Source organism: Parvibaculum sp. (assembly GCF_045863935.1).
Classification (GTDB): domain Bacteria; phylum Pseudomonadota; class Alphaproteobacteria; order Parvibaculales; family Parvibaculaceae; genus Parvibaculum.
Genome location: NZ_BTVP01000032.1, coordinates 1 through 19,585 on the forward strand (window position 1 = coordinate 1; position 19,585 = coordinate 19,585).

19 protein-coding genes and 1 pseudogene are annotated in these 19,585 nt (G+C 63.6%); 13 read left to right on the plus strand and 7 right to left on the minus strand.

Annotation, left to right across the window (positions count from 1 at the left end):
- Nucleotides 1–158: 158 nt before the first annotated feature.
- Both cobA and ACKUUH_RS13070 read left to right on the plus strand, forming a co-directional pair.
- Entirely contained in the window at nt 159–1,067 is a 909-nt protein-coding gene (gene cobA / locus ACKUUH_RS13065) for a uroporphyrinogen-III C-methyltransferase (RefSeq protein WP_407950360.1), read from the plus strand.
- A gap of 71 nt (nt 1,068–1,138) precedes the next feature.
- Nucleotides 1,139–1,357, plus strand: coding sequence for an alkylphosphonate utilization protein (locus ACKUUH_RS13070; protein ID WP_407950361.1), 219 nt, complete (start codon nt 1,139–1,141; stop codon nt 1,355–1,357).
- 563 nt (nt 1,358–1,920) lie between these two features.
- On the opposite strand, the gene ACKUUH_RS13075 is transcribed toward ACKUUH_RS13070, so the two are convergent.
- A complete protein-coding gene (locus ACKUUH_RS13075) occupies nt 1,921–2,160 on the minus strand; it encodes a DUF1289 domain-containing protein (protein ID WP_407950362.1) in 240 nt (79 codons plus the stop codon).
- A 70-nt stretch (nt 2,161–2,230) separates the two neighbouring features.
- On the opposite strand from ACKUUH_RS13075, the gene ACKUUH_RS13080 reads away from it, so the two are divergent.
- The 3 genes from ACKUUH_RS13080 to ACKUUH_RS13090 all read left to right on the plus strand — a co-directional run bounded on the left by ACKUUH_RS13080 (nt 2,231) and on the right by ACKUUH_RS13090 (nt 5,795).
- Nucleotides 2,231–3,208: a nicotinate-nucleotide--dimethylbenzimidazole phosphoribosyltransferase gene (locus tag ACKUUH_RS13080; RefSeq protein ID WP_407950363.1), complete on the plus strand. Its 978-nt coding sequence runs from the start codon at nt 2,231–2,233 to the stop codon at nt 3,206–3,208.
- A 227-nt stretch (nt 3,209–3,435) separates the two neighbouring features.
- A complete protein-coding gene (locus tag ACKUUH_RS13085) occupies nt 3,436–4,623 on the plus strand; it encodes an acyl-CoA dehydrogenase family protein (protein ID WP_407950364.1) in 1,188 nt (395 codons plus the stop codon).
- A gap of 41 nt (nt 4,624–4,664) precedes the next feature.
- Nucleotides 4,665–5,795 carry an acyl-CoA dehydrogenase family protein gene (locus ACKUUH_RS13090; protein WP_407950365.1) on the plus strand — a complete coding sequence of 377 codons (1,131 nt, stop codon included), beginning with the start codon at nt 4,665–4,667 and terminating at the stop codon, nt 5,793–5,795.
- Nucleotides 5,796–5,843: 48 nt separating this feature from the next.
- Here ACKUUH_RS13090 and ACKUUH_RS13095 read toward each other — a convergent pair whose 3' ends face one another.
- Complete coding sequence (locus ACKUUH_RS13095) at nt 5,844–7,268, minus strand: sensor histidine kinase (RefSeq protein WP_407950366.1); 1,425 nt, start codon at nt 7,266–7,268, stop codon at nt 5,844–5,846.
- 341 nt (nt 7,269–7,609) lie between these two features.
- Here ACKUUH_RS13095 and ACKUUH_RS13100 point away from each other — a divergent pair, with 341 nt between their 5' ends.
- The 4 genes from ACKUUH_RS13100 (at nt 7,610) to ACKUUH_RS13115 (ending at nt 10,570) form a co-directional block, all read left to right on the plus strand.
- Complete coding sequence (locus tag ACKUUH_RS13100; RefSeq protein ID WP_407950367.1) at nt 7,610–8,410, plus strand: crotonase/enoyl-CoA hydratase family protein; 801 nt, start codon at nt 7,610–7,612, stop codon at nt 8,408–8,410.
- Nucleotides 8,411–8,549: 139 nt separating this feature from the next.
- Entirely contained in the window at nt 8,550–8,846 is a 297-nt protein-coding gene (locus tag ACKUUH_RS13105) for a putative quinol monooxygenase (protein ID WP_407950368.1), read from the plus strand.
- Nucleotides 8,847–8,876: 30 nt separating this feature from the next.
- A complete protein-coding gene (locus tag ACKUUH_RS13110; RefSeq protein ID WP_407950369.1) occupies nt 8,877–10,085 on the plus strand; it encodes an acyl-CoA dehydrogenase family protein in 1,209 nt (402 codons plus the stop codon).
- A gap of 116 nt (nt 10,086–10,201) precedes the next feature.
- Nucleotides 10,202–10,570 carry a GNAT family N-acetyltransferase gene (locus tag ACKUUH_RS13115; RefSeq protein WP_407950370.1) on the plus strand — a complete coding sequence of 123 codons (369 nt, stop codon included), beginning with the start codon at nt 10,202–10,204 and terminating at the stop codon, nt 10,568–10,570.
- Here the strand turns inward: ACKUUH_RS13115 and ACKUUH_RS13120 are convergent, their stop codons facing one another.
- From ACKUUH_RS13120 to ACKUUH_RS13130, 3 genes and pseudogenes are all read right to left on the minus strand, one after another.
- Nucleotides 10,571–11,374, minus strand: coding sequence for an ABC transporter permease (locus ACKUUH_RS13120; RefSeq protein WP_407950394.1), 804 nt, complete (start codon nt 11,372–11,374; stop codon nt 10,571–10,573).
- A gap of 141 nt (nt 11,375–11,515) precedes the next feature.
- Nucleotides 11,516–12,502, minus strand: a pseudogene (locus ACKUUH_RS13125) (ABC transporter substrate-binding protein); the annotation flags it as partial.
- A 79-nt stretch (nt 12,503–12,581) separates the two neighbouring features.
- Nucleotides 12,582–13,487 carry an SDR family oxidoreductase gene (locus tag ACKUUH_RS13130; RefSeq protein WP_407950371.1) on the minus strand — a complete coding sequence of 302 codons (906 nt, stop codon included), beginning with the start codon at nt 13,485–13,487 and terminating at the stop codon, nt 12,582–12,584.
- 240 nt (nt 13,488–13,727) lie between these two features.
- Here ACKUUH_RS13130 and ACKUUH_RS13135 point away from each other — a divergent pair, with 240 nt between their 5' ends.
- The 3 genes from ACKUUH_RS13135 to ACKUUH_RS13145 all read left to right on the plus strand — a co-directional run bounded on the left by ACKUUH_RS13135 (nt 13,728) and on the right by ACKUUH_RS13145 (nt 17,297).
- On the plus strand, nt 13,728–14,981 hold the full coding sequence (locus ACKUUH_RS13135) for a NupC/NupG family nucleoside CNT transporter (protein ID WP_407950395.1): 1,254 nt from the start codon (nt 13,728–13,730) through the stop codon (nt 14,979–14,981).
- Nucleotides 14,982–15,009: 28 nt separating this feature from the next.
- Nucleotides 15,010–15,621, plus strand: a complete 612-nt coding sequence (locus ACKUUH_RS13140) for a glutathione S-transferase family protein (RefSeq protein ID WP_322313279.1) — start codon at nt 15,010–15,012, stop codon at nt 15,619–15,621.
- 260 nt (nt 15,622–15,881) lie between these two features.
- Nucleotides 15,882–17,297, plus strand: a complete 1,416-nt coding sequence (locus tag ACKUUH_RS13145) for an MFS transporter (protein WP_407950372.1) — start codon at nt 15,882–15,884, stop codon at nt 17,295–17,297.
- Between the two features lie 3 nt (nt 17,298–17,300).
- Here ACKUUH_RS13145 and ACKUUH_RS13150 read toward each other — a convergent pair whose 3' ends face one another.
- Both ACKUUH_RS13150 and ACKUUH_RS13155 read right to left on the minus strand, forming a co-directional pair.
- The gene (locus ACKUUH_RS13150; protein WP_407950373.1) at nt 17,301–18,341 is read right to left on the minus strand and encodes an LLM class flavin-dependent oxidoreductase; all 1,041 of its coding nucleotides are present in this window, start codon (nt 18,339–18,341) and stop codon (nt 17,301–17,303) included.
- 54 nt (nt 18,342–18,395) lie between these two features.
- The gene (locus ACKUUH_RS13155) at nt 18,396–18,839 is read right to left on the minus strand and encodes a hotdog domain-containing protein (RefSeq protein WP_407950374.1); all 444 of its coding nucleotides are present in this window, start codon (nt 18,837–18,839) and stop codon (nt 18,396–18,398) included.
- A gap of 162 nt (nt 18,840–19,001) precedes the next feature.
- Between ACKUUH_RS13155 and ACKUUH_RS13160 the strand changes: the two genes are divergently transcribed.
- On the plus strand, nt 19,002–19,505 hold the full coding sequence (locus ACKUUH_RS13160) for a PAS domain-containing protein (RefSeq protein ID WP_407950375.1): 504 nt from the start codon (nt 19,002–19,004) through the stop codon (nt 19,503–19,505).
- Nucleotides 19,506–19,585: the final 80 nt, after the last annotated feature.

A 19,585-nucleotide genomic window follows, 5' to 3' on the forward strand; every position in this document is an offset into this window, starting at 1 on the left:
AAAGACGTGGATGACCCGCCAAAAAAGTTTGAAGGAGGGCCGGGTCATGACGGTTTATGAGTTGGGTTATTGCATTCCGATATTGGAACGCGCGCGACAGCCCCCTATTTACATGCTAAGATTGATTTAGATCACAATTCACTTACATGATGGGTGAAATGTCGAAAGGCAAGGTCATATCGCTGACAGGCAGCCGCAAGGCCGCACCCCTGCCGGAAGGTGTGGGCGAGGCTGCGTCGGCGCTCGGCCTGCCCGGTTTCGAGCCGGGCTGGGTCTGGCTCGTCGGCGCCGGTCCCGGCGATCCCGGTCTTCTGACCCTCCACGCCTTGAATGCCCTTCGCCAGGCCGACGTCGTCGTCTACGACGCGCTGGTCGACGAAACGGTGCTCCAGTTCGTGCGTCCCGGCGCGCAGCTCGAATATTCCGGCAAGCGCGGCGGCAAGCCGAGCCCGAAACAGCGCGACATTTCCGCAAGGCTTGTCGAACTCGCCCGCAAGGGACACCGCGTGCTCCGCTTGAAGGGTGGCGACCCCTTCGTCTTCGGCCGTGGCGGCGAGGAAGCGCTCGCCCTTGTCGACGCGGGCATTCCCTTCCGCATCGTGCCCGGCGTCACGGCCGGTATCGGCGGCCTCGGCTATGCCGGCATCCCGGTCACGCATCGCGACGTGAACCACGCCGTCACCTTCATCACCGGCCACATGGCGGGCGGCGACGTGCCGGAAAATCTCGATTGGCCGTCCATCGCCAAGGGCTCGCCCGTCATCGTCCTCTATATGGCGCTCTCGCATCTCGGCGCGATCTCGACCTTGTTGATCGAAAATGGCCGCCGCGCCGATGAGCCCGTAGCCCTCGTGCGCAATGCGACGCTGAAGGATCAGGCGGTGCTTGAAACGACGCTGGGCACGGCGGCGGCGGATGTCGCCCGCGAGGGCTTCAAGGCCCCCGCCATCATTGTCATCGGCGATGTCGTGAAGCTCCGCCAAGGCCTCGACTGGCTCGGCGCGCTCGACGGCCGCATCCTCAAGCGCGACCCGCTGAACCTCCGTGCCAGGAAGGATGCCATCTAGGCATTTTCCGTTGCGGCAGCGATGCGCGAGGCTTAAAGAGGGCCATCGACCCTCGATCCCAGGCGGACCCCATGAGCGATGTAGTGAAGGACAGCAACGGCAACGCGCTTGCCGATGGCGATAGCGTGATGGTCATCAAGGACCTGAAGGTGAAGGGCACCTCCGTCACCCTGAAGCGCGGCACCGTCGTGAAAAACATCCGCCTCACCGGCGACGCCGGCCACATCGAATGCAACGCCGAAAAGGTAAAGGGCCTCGTCCTCAAGACCGAGTTCCTGAAGAAGGTCTGAGACGCGCCTGAAACGCGACACGCGCGGTGACGGTGCGGATGCAGGTGAGAGTGGGAAGAAAAACCGTCATTGCCGGGCTTGACCCGGCAATCCAGAAGCCGCGAAGCGGCGTCAATCTTCACAAAACTCGGGCGGCTCGGTGCTCTTGAAGTCAGCATCCTGTCAGTAGCGCCACCTTCAAAATAAACTTATCCCCCTCCATTCATCCGTACCCATATTGATCTGATCTCGCTCCACCGAAGGGCGCGTCCGGACTGGCCGAATGCGTGGAGAGGGAAAGCTGCCGTCCCGCGGCCCATGGAAACCAGACCATGCCCCCGGGGGGTCCGGCGGGGAGCCGGGCACTACGACCCGGAGTCGCCTTCGCCGATAAAAGCGGAGGCCGGCTTTGAAAAAGACTCTTACGGATCTGAAATCGTAGCGCGCGGGGCGGAAGGAGAACCGCCCTTACATGTGCCACATGTCACATGCGAGATACATGTGCGGTTCGAATTCCAATGCCCCGCGCTCCTTCTTTCGCGCAAACCCCCGAAGGCATCTGCCTTGCGGGGCCATTGGCGCGTCTAGTTCCCCAGCGCGTCCCTGATCTTCGCCAGCGCCTCTTCTCTGTCGCTCGCCTTGTCGCCGAGACTTTCGATCCGCTCCGGCAACGCGCGCAGCACCGCATCCCGCTCGCCGTCGCTCATCGCGCCCCATCCGGCGATTTCCTTCAGCGTCCGCCCGCAGCCCCGGCAGACATTGGCACGCCCGTCCACGGCGCAGACGCGAAGGCAGGGGCTCTTGATGGGTTTCGAATAGCTCACGGGTTTCCTCTGTCGATCCGAAAGAGTATAGAGCGGGCTGCTTTCCTTTCACGTGAGACCCGAGGCGTCAATGTCCCGCGCCGCTACCGGCTTGCCCTTCGACGATATCCGCAACCTCCTGTCGGGCCTGCCGCCCGCCGATGAGGAGGCGCGGGCCGCTGCGGCGGCGCACACCGCTTCGCTTGCCGTGCCCGAAGGCTCGCTTGGCCGCATGGCCGGCCTCGCCGAATGGGTCGCCTCCTGGGCCGGCATGACGCAGCCCGCCATCACCAGGCCTCTCATCGCGATTTTTGCGGGCACGCATGGTCTCGCCGCCGCCATGCCCGGCGCCGAACCGGGCGCGACACATCGTCTCGTCGAGCTCTATGCGGCGGGCGGCGGCGCGGTGAACCAGCTTGCTCTCGAAACGCAGGCTGGCCTCAAGGTCTTCGACCTCGCCCTCGACATGCCCGTCCCCGACATCCGCGCGCACGACGCGCTCTCCGAGGCGGCCTGCGCCGCCACCATGGCCTTCGGCATGGAGGCGATTGCGGGTGGCACCGATCTCCTCTGCCTCGGCGCGGCGGGTGAGGGCGGGCGCATCGCCGCCGCCACGCTCGTGGCCGCCCTCTTCGGCGGCGCGCCGGAGGACTGGAGCGACGGTTCCGCCTTGGCCAACGAAGCCGCCGCCGCAGCCCTTGCCACGCATGAAGGCCATCTCGCCGATCCGCTGGAGGCGCTGCGCCGCGTCGGATCCCGCGAACTTGCCGCCATCGCCGGCGCGATCCTTGCCGCGCGCTTCCAGCGCATTCCCGTCCTGCTCGACGGCTTCGTCACCTGCGCTGCCGCCGCCGTCCTCTACAAGCTGCAGCCCTCGGCTCTCGATCACTGCCTTGCCGCGCATGTCTGCGGCCCGGCCCATGCGCGTCTTCTTGCGGCTATCGGCAAGAAGCCGCTTCTCGAAACGGGCATCGCGCTGGAGGAAGGGGCAGGGGCGGCCCTCGCCCTCGGCATGGTGAAATCGGCTCTCGCCATCCATCGTGGCACGGCCACGCGGGACCGGCTCTGAGACGGCGCTCTTCCGTTCATGAATGCACAGCGTCCCGTTCGTCCCTTACGAGTCGGCACGCTTGCAACGGGGGCGCTGGGCACTATTATCACCGCCAAATAACAGGCTATGGACGCGGGATCGGCGGTTCGTCCGTCAGGGGCGCGGTACCGGGCCAGTGCAAACGATAATCCGGCATGTTCGCGCGGAGGCTCTGCCCGCGCGCTCGGCCGTATGGAGGTTGACCTATGGATATGCGCTTTTCCCCCGAAGAGCTCGCGTTCCGCGATGAAGTTCGCGAGTTCATCGCCAACAATTACCCGCAGGAACTTCGCGGCGCCCGCCGTGGCGAGATGTCGAAGGAAGATATCCTCAAGTGGCACCGCATTCTCTACAAGAAGGGCTGGGTGGTTCCCCACTGGCCCGTGGAGTATGGCGGCACCGGCTGGACCATCACGCAGCGCTACATCTGGAACGAGGAGAATGCGCGCGCCGAAACGACGCCACTTCTCCCCTTCGGCCTCTCCATGGTCGGCCCGGTGATCTACACTTTCGGCAATGAAGAGCAGAAGAAGCGCTTCCTGCCTGGCATTCTCTCGGGCGATGACTGGTGGTGCCAGGGCTATTCGGAGCCGGGCTCGGGTTCGGACCTTGCGAGCCTCCGCACCAAAGCCGTTCGCGAAGGCGACCACTACATCGTCAACGGTTCGAAGACCTGGACGACGCTCGCCCAGCACGCCGACTGGATGTTCTGCCTCGTCCGCACCGATCCGAACGCGAAGCAGCAGGAGGGCATCTCCTTCCTGCTCATCGACATGAAGACCCCCGGCATCACGGTGCGTCCGATCATCACCATGGACGGCTCGCACGAGGTGAACGAGGTCTTCCTCGAGGAGGTGAAGGTTCCGGCCGAGAACCTCATCGGCGAGGAGAACAAGGGCTGGACCTATGCGAAGTTCCTGCTCGGCAACGAGCGTTCCGGCATCGCCGGTGTCGCCCGCTCCAAGAAGGCCATCGAACGCCTGAAGAAGCTCGCCAATGCCGAGCTCGTGGACGGCACGCCGCTCATGAAGACGGATGAATTCTCGCGCAAGGTGGCGGAAGTCGAGATCGACCTTTCCGCTCTCGAAGTGACGGAGCTCCGCACGCTCGCAGCCGAAAGCCGGGGCCGCGGGCCGGGGCCGGAAGCCTCGATCCTCAAGATCAAGGGCACGGAAATCCAGCAGCGCATCACCGAACTCGCCGTCGAGGCCGTCGGCAACTACGCGCTTGTCGAAGCTCCGCGTCTCGAAGTGACGGGCAACGAGTTCGTGCCCGGTCCGGAAGGCTCGCAGGGCCTGGCGCAGGATTACTTCAACATGCGCAAGACCTCGATCTATGGCGGATCGAACGAGATTCAGCACAACATCATCGCGAAAATGGTGCTCGGCCTTTAAGGTCGGCGCAAAAAAGAACAGCAACGAGGGAAGGTCGGAAGATGGATTTTTCGTTCACCGAAGAGCAGACCCTGCTCCGCAACACCGTGCAGAGCCTGCTCCAGGACAAATATGATTTCGACACGCGCCGCAAGGTCGCGAAGTCGGCTGACGGCTGGCGTCCGGAAATCTGGGCGCAGTTCGCCGAGCTCGGCCTTCTTGCCGCTCCCTTCTCCGAAGAGATGGGCGGCCTTGGCGGCGGCGCCATCGAAACCATGATCGTCATGGAAGAGTTCGGCCGTCACCTCGTCATCGAACCCTATGTCGAGACGGTCGTGATCGCGGGCGGTTTCCTCCGCGAGGGCGGTAGCCCCGCGCAGCAGGAAGCGCACATTCCGGGCATCGTCGGCGGCGAGACGGTCTGGGCCTTCGCCTATGCCGAACCGCAGGGCCGCTACAACCTCGCGGACCTCACCACGACCGCGAAGAAGGACGGCTCGGGCTACACGATCAACGGCTACAAGGCCGTCGTTCTCGGCGCGCCCTGGGCGCAGAAGCTCATCGTGACGGCCCGCACCTCCGGCGGCCAGCGCGACCGTGACGGCGTCTCCGTCTTCATCGTCGACAAGTCGGCGGCGGGCGTCTCGACGCGCGACTACCCGACGGTCGATGGCCGCCGCGCCTCGGAAATCACCTTCGAGAACGTGAAGGTCGATGCCGACGCGCTGATCGGCGCGGAAGGCAAGGGCTTGGCCCTCGTCGAGAAGATCACCGATCAGGCGATCGCCGCTCTCTCCGCCGAAGCCATCGGCTGCATGAAGGAACTCAACACCGCCACCGTCGAATACTGCAAGACGCGCAAGCAGTTCGGCGTGCCGATCGGCAAGTTCCAGGTGCTCCAGCACCGCATGGTCGACATGTTCATGGCCTATGAGCAGTCCGTCTCCATGACCTACATGGTCAACCTGAAGCTCACCGAAGGCGAAGCCGAGCGGACCCGCGCCGCCGCCGGCGCCAAGGTGCAGATCGGCAAGGCCGGCCGTTTCGTCGGCCAGCAGGCCGTGCAGCTTCACGGCGGCATGGGCATGACCGACGAACTCAATGTCGGTCACTACTTCAAGCGCCTGACGATGATTGACACGCAGTTCGGCAACATCGACTACCAGCTCAAGCGCTATTCCGAAGCCGCGTAAGCAGCCTCGATCCCAAACGCAAAAGGCCGCTCTCCGGAGCGGCCTTTTTCATTCGAGGGTTGCGCTTCGGGCGCGTCGTGCGACGGGCGGTGGCTTGCGGAGCCGCTGCGGCGGCAGCACGCATTCGGCCTGCGTGCCCTGGCCGAGCTGGCTCTTCAGTTCGAAACGGCCGCCATGGACCGCAAGCAGGCCCTTCACGATGGAAAGGCCGAGGCCCGAGCCCTTGCCCGGCTGGGCGAGGCCGGAGGCGCCCTGCGTAAAGGCGTGCAGCACCTTTTCGATCTCGGATTCGGCGATGCCCGGTCCGTTGTCGTGGATGCCGAAACGCATTTCCCCGCCGGCTTCCATCCGCGCGAACATGCGCACCTCCGCGCCGGGCGGCGAGAATTTCACGGCGTTGGTGAGCAGGTTGATCCAGGTCTGGCGAAGGGCGCGGGCGTCGCCATAAACGATCGGCAGTTCGGGCTCGAAATCGGCGACGATGCTCACGCGCTGTGCCTGTGCCCTGATTTCGACAATGCGGCGGCAATCTTCCGCAAGCTGAACGATGTCGACGTCCTCCTCGGATATCTGGAAGCGTCCCGCCTCGATGCGCGAAAGGTCGAGCACATCGTTGATGAGGCCCAGCAGGTGCTGGCCCGAGCGGTTGATGTCGTTCGCATATTCCTTGTAGGTGGGCACCGTATGCTTGCCGAAGATTTCCGACTCCATCACCTCCGAGAAACCGATGATTGCATTGAGCGGCGTGCGGAGTTCGTGGCTCATATTGGCGAGGAAATGCGATTTCGCGCGGTTCGCTTCCTCGGCGCGCGCCCGCGCCGCGTCGGAATCGCGCTTCGCCTTGAACAACTGCTCGATGAGATCCGACTTGTCCTCCCTGAGCGTGATCGAGTGGAGCATGATCCCGTTCAGCCGCGCCGTGAGCTGGGTCAGCAGCACGACGAAGACGGCTAGCACCGCAGCAAGCGAAATATGAAGCATGTCGCCATAGGAGAGAAGGCGCCACGTTATCGACGCTGTAATGGGTATCACCGTGGCATAGAAGGTCGGCGTGTAGCAGGCGGTGACCAGCGAGACGGGGGCAACGACGACAAGAAGCGCGGAAAGGACGTAAGCCTGCAGGACCTGGTTCTCGGGGACCCAGAAGAAGTAAGCCGTGGAGGCGATGCTCGCCGAAAACAGAAACCCGACGGCGGTAATACGGCGTTCCCACGCCGCTATGTCCCCATGTCCAGGATGCGCCGCTGCAAAGGCCAATATGTTCTGCCGGTTGAGCCATGCGGTCGCGAAGACGAGCAGAACGGGAGCGGCAAGCCAGTACCACGCAACCGATCCGGCAAAACAGGCCGCATAGGGGATCATCAGAAGCGGAAAGGCATAGGGCATCGGGAGCTTCTGGCTCTCGACGAACATGCGCATCTGCTCGAGTCGGGTTTCCGGGCGCAGCGGTTCGCCGGTCGCGGAGCGCGGCATGAACAGCGACAGCCACTGCCGCCATCCTGCGCTTTTGCCCCCCGAAGCGGCCTCACCGCGAGATTCCGCGCCCGGACATGCGTTTTGCAGCGCGGTTTCGTTCTGCCGCATTTCGCCGGCTGTCATTGATGTGCCCTTTTTGGCCGCCCAAGCCACCTGTCGTGCGGTAGACCCGCACATGCAGGCACCGTGATAGCGAGGCTCGGCGAAAATCCTTAATAAGGTTTTCCGAGAAATGGTTAAGGCAGCATAATCGGACTGAATACACGGCATTTTTGGCGTATGAGACGCCGAGACAACAGACAGCAGAACAAAATGCACACAGGAGAGGCAGCCCGGCGATGAGTGATCCCCTGATTTTCGAAAAGAACGGCCCGGTCGTCACCTTGACCATCAACAGGCCGGAGAGCCGCAATCCGCTAGGCGCGCCGGAGGATGCGGAGAATTTCCCGGCCGCCGTCGCGCGCATCAACGCGGATCGCGATGTCCGCTGCGTGATTCTGACCGGCGCGGGCAAGGCCTTCTCCGCCGGCGGCAACGTGAAGGCGATGCGTGAGGGCGGCGATGGCTTCGGCGGTCCCGGCGTTCACATCCGCGAACGCTACCGCAACGGTATCCACCGCATCGTCAAATCGGTCTGGGGCATCGAAGTGCCGGTCATCGCGGCCGTGAACGGTCCGGCGATCGGCCTCGGCAACGACGTTGCCTGCCTGGCCGATACGCGCATTGCCGCCGACACGGCGGTCTTCGGCGCCACCTTCCTCAAGATCGGCCTCATTCCGGGCGACGGCGGAGCCTGGCTCCTGCCGCGCATCATCGGCATGGCCCGCGCCTCCGAGCTTCTCTACACCGGCGACACGATCGACGCGGCGACGGCAAAGGAGTGGGGCCTCGTGTCCGAGGTCGTTCCCGCAGCCGAGCTGATGGACCGCGCAAAAGCCGTTGCGGCAAAGATCTGCAATCAGGCGCCGGACGTATTACGCATGACGAAGCAGCTCTTGAGGCAGGGCATGCTCACGAACTTCGACACCATCATGGAACTGTCCGCCTCCATGCAGGCGCTGGCCCATCACACACAGGACCACAAGGAGGCGCTCGACGCCTTTTTCGAGAAGCGGCCGCCTTCCTACAAGGGCTCCTGAGCCGTTCGAAACTGAACAGAGTGCCGGTGGCTGCCGAACAGTGGGCGGCTCACCGCGCATTGAAGCGCTGGGGCTTTGCCCCTAAAGTCCCCGCCAACAAACAACGGGCCGTCTGCCCAAGCCAAAACGGGAGCGAAACATGAGCATCATCGGAATCGTGGCCACTCTTCCGGTCCAGCCCGGCAAGGAAGCCGAATTCGAGAAGGTTTTCGCCGATCTCCGCTCGAAGGTGAAGGCGAACGAGAAGGGCTGCCTCCAGTACGATTTCTTCAAGTCGAAATCGGAGCCCTCCACCTACATCGTCATGGAACAATACGCCTCCCAGGCGGATCTCGATGCGCACGGCAAGACCGATTATTTCCGCGCCGCTGGTCCCTCGCTCGGTGCCGTGCTGGGCGGCGCGCCGACGCTGCAGTTCCTCGACAAGGTCGAGTAATCCGCCACAGGCCTAAACGGAAAGACGAATATGGATCTCGCATTCAGCAAGGAAGACGAAACCTTCCGCCAGGAAGTTCGTCAGTTCATCGAAGAATGTTACACGCCCGAGATGCGCAGGCTTCATGCGCGCTCGAAGCATGGCTACATCACCAAGGAAGCCCACATCCAGTGGCAGAAGTCGCTGGCAAAGAAGGGCTGGCTCGCGCCGAACTGGCCGGAGGAATATGGCGGACCGGGCTTCAGCCAGTCGCAGAAGTACATCTTCAACGTCGAGATGGGCCGCGCTGGCGTGCCGCACACCATTCCCTTCGGCCCGACCATGGTGGCGCCCGTCATCATGAAGTTCGGCTCGCCGGAGCAGAAGAAGCGCTTCCTGCCCGACATTCTCGAAACGAACGTCCTCTGGTGCCAGGGCTACTCCGAGCCGGGCTCGGGCTCCGACCTCGCCTCGCTGAAGACGAAGGCCGAGGACATGGGCGACCATTTCCTCGTCAATGGGTCGAAGATCTGGACTTCCGTCGCCCAGTGGGCCGACTGGATTTTCTGCCTCGTGCGCACCTCCAACGAGGGCAAGCCGCAGGAGGGCATTTCCTTCCTTCTCATCGACATGAAGACGCCGGGCATCAAGGTCGACCCGATCATCTGCCTCGACAGCACCTCGGCGCCGAACCAGGAAGTCAATCAGGTCTTCTTCCAGGATGTGAAGGTCCCGAAGGAAAATCTCATCGGCGAAGTGAACAAGGGCTGGACCTACGCCAAATACCTGCTTGAGTTCGAGCGCGGCAATCCCTATTCGCCGGGTCTCTACAGCTCTCTCGATGAAGTGCGCGAGATGGCCAAGGAGACCGTGGTGAACGGCAGGCCGCTCGCCGAGGATCCGTCCTTCAAGGCGCGCTATGCCGATCTCCGCAGCCAGATCACGGCGATGGAATTCACGGAACTGCGCATTTTCTCCTCGCTCTCGATCGGCGGCAACGTGGGCCCCGAAAGCTCGCTCCTGAAGTGCCGCGGCACGGAGATCCAGCAGGAAATCTCGCAGCTCATGGTGGAAGTGCTCGGCGACTATGCGGCGCCCACCATCGAGAACGGCATGATCGAGACCAATGAGCCGGAAGTGGGCCCGGAAGGGGCCTTCACCGCAGCGCCTTACTACTTCTCGCTGCGCAAGGCGTCGATCTATGCCGGATCGAACGAGGTTCAGCGCAACATCATGGCTAAGGCCGTGCTCGGCCTTTGAGCGCCGCCGCCAATATTGTGATCAGAAGAGCGAGCGCCGGAGACATTCCGGCGCTCGCTCGCGTTTGGCATGATGCATGGCACGCGGGCCACGCCCATCTCGATCCGGAGATCGCCGTGGGCCGCCCTTTCGCTTTCTTCGAGGCGCGCATCGGCTCGGGCATCGACCGCATGGCCGTCGCGATTATCGATGGGGAAGTTGTCGGATTCGCCGGCTGGGAAGGTGACGGCATAGGACAGGTATTCGTCCTGCCAGCATGGCACGGGCAGGACGTCGGAGCGCCGCTCCTTCAGGCAGCCGAAGACGTCTTGAAAGAGCAGGGCCATGCGCTCATCTGGCTGCAATGCCGCGTCGGCAACAACCGGGCACGAGCGTTCTACGAAAAGCATGGCTGGTATGTCGCCCGCGAGGTGAAGGCCGATATCGGCACTCTCACGACTCGCGAACCGATCATGGTTTGGCGAATGGAAAAGCGCTTCGGCTGATCAGCGCGGCGCAACGCTGTCCCGCCGCCCGCCATAGGCCTGCGTGATCCTGTCGAACACGATGGCGAGCGCGACGATGGCAACACCGGCGACGAGCCCGCGCCCGATATCGAGCCGCTGGATGCCGAGCAGCACCTCTTCGCCGAGCCCGCGTGCACCGATCATCGACGCGATGACGACCATCGAAAGCGCCATCATCGTCGTCTGGTTGACGCCCGCCATGATGCTGGGCAGTGCGAGCGGCAGCTTGATGTCGATGAGTTGTCTCTTGGGATCGGCGCCGAGGTCGGCCGCCACTTCCACGAGCCGTGGATCGACGGTGCGCAGGCCGAGGTCGACGAGCCTTATCAGCGGCGGCGTCGCATAGATCACCGTCGCGAAAAGCGCGGGCACCTTGCCGAGCCCGAAGAGCATCAACGCCGGAATGAGATAGACGAAGCTCGGCAGCGTCTGCATGGCGTCCAGCAACGGCAGCATGATCCGCCTCAGAAGGTCGCTCGACGCCATGGCGATGCCGGAGGGCAGGCCGATGAGCACGGCGACAGCCACGGAGACGATCATCAGCGCGAGTGTCTGTATCGCGAGATCCCAAAGCCCCAGCGCACCGATGAGAAACAGCAGCGCCATCAGCGCGGCCGGAAGCAGAGGCCGCCGCGAAGCATGGAAGGCGATGCCGCCCGTCGCCAGAATGAGAAGCCACCAGGGCAGGGCGGCGATCAGGAATTCAAGCCAGACGATGACACGGAGCAGCCCGTTGCTCGCGACATGAAACGCGCCGCCATACTCGGCGACGAAGCGCTTCATCGCGCCGTTCACCCATTGCTCGAGCGGAATTTCGAGCGTCACGGGAAAGCTCTTCGCTTGCGCTTCCCGCTCGCCGGTAACGCGCGCGGCAATCTCCGGGCTCACCCATTGCCGCCAGACGTCGCCTCTCTTTTCGATGAAATGGAAGGCGACGTCCCGTGCCGTTGCGCCCTCGTGTTGCTGCATATAGGCGAGCGCCTCGCTCACCATCTGCCCGGTCGTCTCATAGGCGCGCAGGAAGGCCGCGATCTCGGGCGCTCTCTCGGCGAACTTCGCATTCGCGCCGATGATGACTTCGACTGTCGGAAAGGCAACGGGCGGATGGCGCTCCGGGTCCGCGTTGAAGGCGTTCCACGCTTCTTCCGAATAGTCGGGCTCATCGAGCTGCACGAGATCGAAGGTGCCGAGAACCCAGGTCGGGCCCCAGTAATAAGCGACAATGGGCTCGCCTCGTTCATGGGCGGAAGCGATGGCCGCCGCGAGCGCCGCGCCTGTGCCCGGCCGGAAATTCGTATAGGTGCGGTCGAGCCCGTAGCCCTTGAGTTTCCGCGTACTCTGCTCCTCGCAAGCCCAGCCGAGAATGCAATTGTAGAAGCGGCCTTTGGTGGGCACCTCGGGATCGCGGAAGAGCTGCCAGTGATCCTTGAGATCGGTGACGGCGCGCAGGTCCGGCGCCATCGGCTCAATGCCGCGCGCCGTATCGCCCTCGATCACATAGCGCGGCACATACCAGCCCTGCACCGCATCGGGAAAGTTCGTGCCGAGCGAGATGACCGTTCCCGCTTCCACCGCCTCGTTCCACGGTTCGGTGACATTGTCGCGCCAGACCTCCATCAGCACGTCGATGTCGCCTTGTCCGATCCCGGTGATGAGCGGCAGCGTCGAGCCCGGCAGCACGTCCGTCTCGCAGCCATAGCCGCGCTCGAGGATGATCCGCGCAAGCTCCGTGTGGAAAGCATTCGAGTCCCAGTCGAGCCCGCCGAACATGATCGGCCGGTCGATTTCGCATGCCGGCTCTTCCGCTCGTGCGGCGCCGGGGGCCGAAACTGCCAGGAGAAGCGCCGCAAGCGCGAAGAGGAACCGGTTCAGCATCCGGGCACTATAAGGAGCACGCTGGAGCTTGGCCATGCGCCCGGATAGGCGGTGCCCGGAACGAAAAAGGGGAGCCGCCAGGGCTCCCCTCGATCTTTCCTATAGCGAGGATGGCTTACTTGCCGCCCGTCGCCAGCTTGAAGAACTTGCCGGTCTGCTCGCCGCCCATGAAGAAAGGCGTGGCGTTCGAGAAATCGGAAATCTTGTCCCAGTTCTCGGCGACCTTCTCGGCCGTCAACCCGTCGCGGCCGAGGAAGATGCCTTCGGCTTCTTCCATGCGCGCGGCGGCAAAAACGCCGGCACCCGCGCAAAGGATCATGCCGGTCGGGGCCTGTTCCGACACGAGGAACATGACGCCCGGCGAAACCGCTTCCGGCGTCAGCATCTGCTCGGCTTCCGGCGGCATCAGGTCCGACGTCATGCGCGTATAGGCGACCGGCGCCAGCGCGTTGCAGTGGATGTTGTTCTTCTGGCCTTCGAGCTTCAGCGTGTTGATGAAGCCGACGACGGCGAGCTTCGCCGCGCCGTAGTTCGTCTGGCCGAAATTGCCATAGAGACCGGTGGAGGAGGCGGTCACGACGATGCGGCCGTAATTCTGCTCCTTCATGATTTCCCAGACGGCCTTGGTCGGCTTCACGGTGCCCATCAGGTGCACGTCGACGACGAGCTGGAAGTCGGAAATTTCCATCTTGGAGAAGGACTTGTCGCGCAGGATGCCGGCATTGTTGATCAGGATGTCGATGCGGCCCCACTGTTCCATGGTCTGCTTGACCATGTTGGCGACGCCTTCGTCATCCGTGACCGACGAGCCGTTGGCGATCGCTTCGCCGCCAAGCGCCTTGATCTCCTCGACCACCTTCTTGGCCGCTTCCGACGAGCCGCCCGCGCCCGTGCGGTCGCCGCCAAGGTCGTTCACCACCACTTTCGCGCCGCGCCGCGCGAGTTCCAGCGCATGGGAGCGGCCAAGACCGCCGCCCGCACCGGTCACGATGGCGACCTTGCCGTCAAAACGAATGCTCATGGGTATTTCTCCAGTTGGACTAACGGGCCGTTCAAGACCGGAAATGGGCCGCCGCATGCCCCGCATTCGGGGTTGAAAGGCCATGCCCTCAAAAACGTGCGGGACTTTGTGCATGAGACATGCCCAAGGGTCAAGGGAGGCTTCCGCTGCGGCCTCGTTGCTTTGCGTCTGCCTCTCCCTATGATGTCGACGCCCGCCCGAACCCCCGGAAACCTGCCCGAAAGCCCCTCATCGATGTTCCTGTCCTCACTCCAGAGCGCCTTCGGGCTCGCCCTCATCGTCGCCCTTGCCTGGGGCCTGAGCGAGAACAGGCGGACCTTTCCCCTCCGCGCGGTTGCGGCGGCGCTCGCCATTCAGGTCGGTCTCGCGCTCCTCTTGCTGAAACTGCCCGCCTCGCAGGGTGCGCTTTTCGCGCTGAACGGCCTCGTGGACGCCCTGACCGAGGCGACGCGGACCGGAACGGGCGTCGTCTTCGGCTATATCGGCGGCGGCGCGGCGCCTTTCGAAACGACAGCCCCGCAAAACAGTTTCATCCTCGCCTTTCAGGCCCTGCCGCTGGTGCTCGTCATGTCGGCGCTCTCGGCGCTGCTCTGGTACTGGCGGGTGCTCGGCTGGGTCACGCGCGGTTTCGGTTACCTCCTGCAGAAGAGCCTGGGCATCGGCGGCGCCGTCGGTCTTGCCTCCGCCGCAAACGCCTTTGTGGGCATGGTGGAGGCGCCGCTTCTCATCCGGCCATATCTGGAAAGGCTGACGCGCGCCGAATTCTTCATGACCATGACAGTCGGTCTCGCCACCGTTTCGGGCACGGTGCTCGTGCTCTACGCGAGTATCATCGGAAGCGTCGTGCCCGGCGCGCTCGGACAAATTCTCGTCGCCTCGCTGATCTCGCTGCCCGCCGGCATCCTCATCGCCAGCATCATGGTCCCGGAAGAGCCGGGGGCCGTTCCGACAGGCATCGGCGGCGATGTACCTCATCTCGAATATCAGAGCAGCATGGATGCGGTCACGCGCGGTACCTTCGAGGGCCTCCAGCTTCTTCTCAACATCATTGCCATGCTGATCGTGATGGTCGCGCTCGTCGCACTCACCAACATCATCCTCGGCCTCCTGCCCGATGTCTGGGCCTCTCCGCTCACGCTTCAGCGCATTCTCGGCTGGATCTTTTCCCCGCTCGTCTGGGCCATGGGTATACCGGCGGATGAAATGCACCTCGCCGGACAATTGATGGGCACGAAGACGATCCTGAACGAGTTCATCGCCTATCTGGACCTTGCCCGCCTGCCGGAAGGCGCCTTGTCGGAGCGTTCGACCCTCATCATGGTCTATGCGCTTTGCGGCTTCGCCAATTTCGGCTCGGTCGGCATCCTGATCGGCGGGCTGACGTCGCTCGTACCCTCAAGGCGTCTGGAGATCGTGACGCTCGGCACCCGCGCTATCGTCTCCGGCACGCTCGCGACCTCCATGACGGGCGCGGTTGTCGGCCTCATTACCTGAAACGAAGAAAAAACCTCGGGAGGAATTCATGAAGCTCTACAACTCGGCCATGCCGGCGCCCAATCCGCGTCGCGTCCGCATCTTTGCGGCGGAAAAGGGAATCGATCTGCCGCTGGAGGAAGTCGCCCTCGCGAAACGCGAGCACAAGTCGGATGCCTTCCGCGAAAAGAACTCGCTTGGCCAGACGCCGGTTCTGGAACTCGACGACGGCACGCCGATTTCCGAAAGCGTCTCCATCTGCCGCTATCTGGAAGAGATACATCCCGAGAAGCCGCTCTTTGGCCGCAGCGCGCTGGAGCGGGCCCAGGTCGACATGTGGCTGCGCCGCGTCGAATTCGCGCTGATGGCGCCGGTCGGGAATTTCTGGCGCCATGCCCATCCCTACACGGCGAAAGTCGTGAAGCAGTTCAATGAGTTCGGTGAGTCGAACAGGGAAGGGGTCGCGGCGGCATTCCGCTGGTTCGACCGCGAACTCGAAGGGAAAAATTTCATTCTCGGCGATTATTTCTCGATTGCCGACATCACCGCGCTCTGCACCGTGGATTTTGCCGCCTTCGCCGGACTCGAAATGCCGGACGGGACGCCGCATCTCCATGCCTGGCACGCGCGCGTGTCGTCGCGTCCGGGCGCTGCGGCCTAGATGCCGCTGCCGGAATGAAAAGGCGGCGTCCACGGGGTACGGAATGGACGCCGCCCGATCCGTCCCTCCCGATACATAACCCCGGAAGGAACAGTCCGATGACCTCTCGACCCATCGGCAGGCTGATAATCGTGTTTCGAACCTGAACGCAGGCTGAACCGTCCCGGTCGCACCCAGCCGGTCATTGCGTGAACGGGCAAGACTAGTAAACTGAATTTACGATCGCGCGGGCAGCGCGGCGCGCATGGAAAGGAGCGGGAATGGCAGGCGAGGGTTCGGAAAAACCCCTGACGCGATGGCAGCTTGTCGCCTATGGCCAGTTCGTCATTCCGCTTGCGGTCATCGGCCTCCCGGTCGCCGTCTACATCCCTCCTTTCTATTCCAGCACGCTCGGCCTCGATCTCACCGCCGTCGGCCTCATCCTCATGCTCGCGCGCATTTCGGACGTCGTGACCGACCCGCTGATCGGCCGTTTGTCGGATCGCACGCGAACGCGCTTTGGCCGCCGCCGCCCCTGGGTGCTGGCGGGTGTGCCGGTGATGATGGCCTCCGCCCTGATGCTCTTCGTGCCGCCGGAAGAGGTCACGAACCTCTATCTCCTGACATGGATCGCGGCGATCTATCTCGGCTACACGTTCATCACCATTCCCTACGGTGCATGGGGCGCGGAACTCTCGGGCGACTACAAGGAGCGCAACCGCATCACCGGCAGCCGCGAGATGTTTCTCCTGATCGGCCTGCTGATCGCCATTTCGGCGCCCATCGCCGGTGCCTACTGGACGGGCGGCGGGGACGGCGGCGGCGCGGCGGGGCGCTCGGCGGTCGGCATTCTCGGTTGGCTCACGGTAATCATGCTGCCGCTTTGCGCGCTGATCGTCTTCGCGTCTGTGCCGGAGCCGCGGATCGTCGAAACAAAGCCCATTCCCTTCCGTCGTGGACTTCGCGTTGCCCTGAGGAACGGTCCGTTCCGCATCGTGCTTCTCAGTTCGATTTTCGGTGCGCTCGCCGGTTCGATCAATATCGGCGTCGTCATCTTCTTCTTCGAACATGTGGCGGGCATCGGCGAGGCGAGCACCGTCCTCATCTTCACCTTCTTTGTCGCCGGCGTTGTCGGCGCGCCCTTCTGGGTCTGGCTCGGGGGGCGCATCGGCAAGCACAGGGCGATTGCGGCAGCCGGATTTGTTTCCTTGTTCGTCTTCGCGCTGGTGCCCGCCGTGATCTATCTTGTAAAGCCTGCCGCGCCGGATGCTGTCTTCGCCTGCCTCTTTGCCATCAATGTGGTGCAGGGCCTCGCTCTCGGCGCCGCGCCCATTCTCGGGCCGTCGATCATGGCGGACGTCGTCGATCTCGATACGCTGAAGAGCGGAGAGTCGCGCGCCGCCTTCCTGTTTGCGTTTCTCGGCATGGTGCGCAAATCCTCGGAAGCGCTCGGTGTCGGCATCGCGTTGCCGATCCTGCAATGGACGGGCTTCAACGCTCAGTCCGAAAGCAATTCGCCGAAAGCGCTTTTCGCGCTCCTTGCCTTGTATTGCCTCGTGCCTCTCGTGCTCTGGATCGTTTCCATCGCGATCATCATGCGCTACCCGATCACGCGTGAGCGTCAAATCCGGCTTCGTGCGGCGCTGGAGCGGCGCATAAGCCGCCGCGCGGAGCTGCGCCGGATGGCGGCGGATTAGGCGTCAGGACGGCGCCTTCACGCCCATGGCCTCCGCCAGCAACTCGTAGGAGCGCACGCGGTCCTTCTGGTCATAAGTGATCGTCAGAACAACGAAATCGTCGACACCATGCGCCTCGCCGAGCGCGAGGAGACGCCCGCGCACCTGCTCCGGAGTGCCTGCAAAGCCCCGCTGCTCAATGGCGCGGAGCATGATCTTGTCTTCATCCGTGTAGGGATAGTCGAGCGCTTCCTCGATGGAGGGAAAGGCACCCGCCCGGTTCTGCAGCAGGTGCATCACCCAGAGATTGCGCGATGCCGCGATGCGCTTTGCCTCTTCCTCGGTATCGGCGACCGTGACCGAAACGGCGATGGAACCGCGTGGGCCCGCAAGGCCGCGCGACGCGCGAAAATTGCGCCGGTAGGCATCGAGCGGCTGCGTTCCCGCATCCTGGTTGATGAAATGCGCGAAGCAATAGGCCATACCGAACTGCGCTGCGATGATCGCGCCGTCGCCGCCCGAGCCGAGCATCCAGAGGTCCGGCATGCCGGGACCGCGCGGCGTGGCGTGGAGGCCGAGATAGGGGTGGTCGCCGGGGAAACCGCCTTCCTCGCCCTGAAGCCCCGTCGAATCCTCAAGGAACTGCCGCAGCAGTTCCACCTGCTGCGGGAAGACCCCGACGTCATAGGCCTGCGGTCCGGGTTGCAGCGCCCGCGTCGTGCGCAGGTCGCCGCCCGGCGCGCGTCCGAGTCCGAGGTCGATGCGGCCGGGATAGAGCGTCTCCAGAACGCGGAAACACTCCGCCACCTTGAGCGGGCTGTAATGCGGCAGCATCACGCCGCCGGAGCCGACGCGGATGCGGCCGGTCGCGGCTGCGACCGCCGCAATCAGAATTTCCGGCGCCGAGCCTGCGAAGGACGACGTGTTGTGATGTTCGGCCAGCCAGTAACGGCTATAGCCGAAGCGCTCGGCCTGCCGCGCGAGGTCGATCGTGTTTGCGATCGCCTCTGCGGCGGTGCCGCCCTTGCGGATGGGGGATTGGTCGAGAACGCTCAAGCTGACCATGAGGCTCGCTTTCCTGATGCAGGGGCCCTTGTCCGGGATATCGGTACTGGCGCGCTATTTTTCGAGCGGCCGCTTTTTCACCCGCTTCACGATACCGGAGAAGTTGAGCAGGATGCGTTCATCCGCGCCCTTCCCGGTGAAAACCTGCCCGCGCAGGAAAACCATGCTGCCGGTGTTGCGGACCACTTCGCCCCGCGCCTCGATGAACGCGCCCGCGCCGGCCGCCGCCGTGAATTCCGCCGCGAAAGAGACCGTCACCGACGGACCCTCCAGAATGTCGCGGCCGAAGGCAAACAGCGAAAAATCCGCGAAGGTCATCAGGAGGCCGCCATGAAGGAAGCCGCCGCCATTGCAATGCACCGGTGTCGCCTCGAAGGCACAAGTCACCGTTCCGTCGTCGTTCTTGCGAAAGAAGAAGGGGCCGGCGTGATCCTCGAAAGGATCGTGCCCCTCCCACGTCTCGTACCCCGCGAGACGGCTGCTCAGGCTGGTATTCATGTGCAAATAACCTGTCTTCGAATTCCGTTGCGGCGCTTTTATCAGGAAGAGCGGCGGTTCCCAAATCGCAGGGCCGGTTTTCCAGTTCGCGGCCGGAATTAAGAGCTTCGTTACGCAAGCCGGGGCAGATTGCTGTCAAGGTCATCAAAGGTAGCAATGGAAATGAGAGCAGCTCTTAGCAGAATCGCGCCTGTCGAGGAGAGCGCACGCTTTCTGGCGCTTGACGAGCTTCCCGAGCCGTCGCTTCGACAGGTCCTCGCCTATTGGGAAATGAAGCGGGCAGGGCGGGAGATGCCCTCCCGCGACGATATTATGCCGACCGCCTTCCCACGCCTCATGCCGCGCATGTTCATGGTCCGGGTGGGAGAGGGCCCGGCCTTCACATATAGCCTCGTCGGCAACGAAAACATCGAAGCCCACGGCGAAAACTTCACCGGCATGGATGTGCGCGATCTCGACCGCAAACGGCCTGGCTACGGAACCTCCATGCACCGCTTCTATGCCTCGATCGTGCAGCGGCGGCAGCCGTGTGCCGCTGGTGGATCGCTCGATTTCCTGGGCCGGGGCTTCTGCCGTTTCTCCGCCGTCTATTTGCCGCTCGCGGGGGCCGATGGCGACGTGAGCCACATCATGGGCGTTGCGGCTTACAGAATAGGTTCGGAATAGGGACCGCTTTGCGGACATCCGGTTCACGAACCGTTAGGAAAATCCCGGCAGGCTGCTGCCACTGGCTCGGGCTGGGTCAT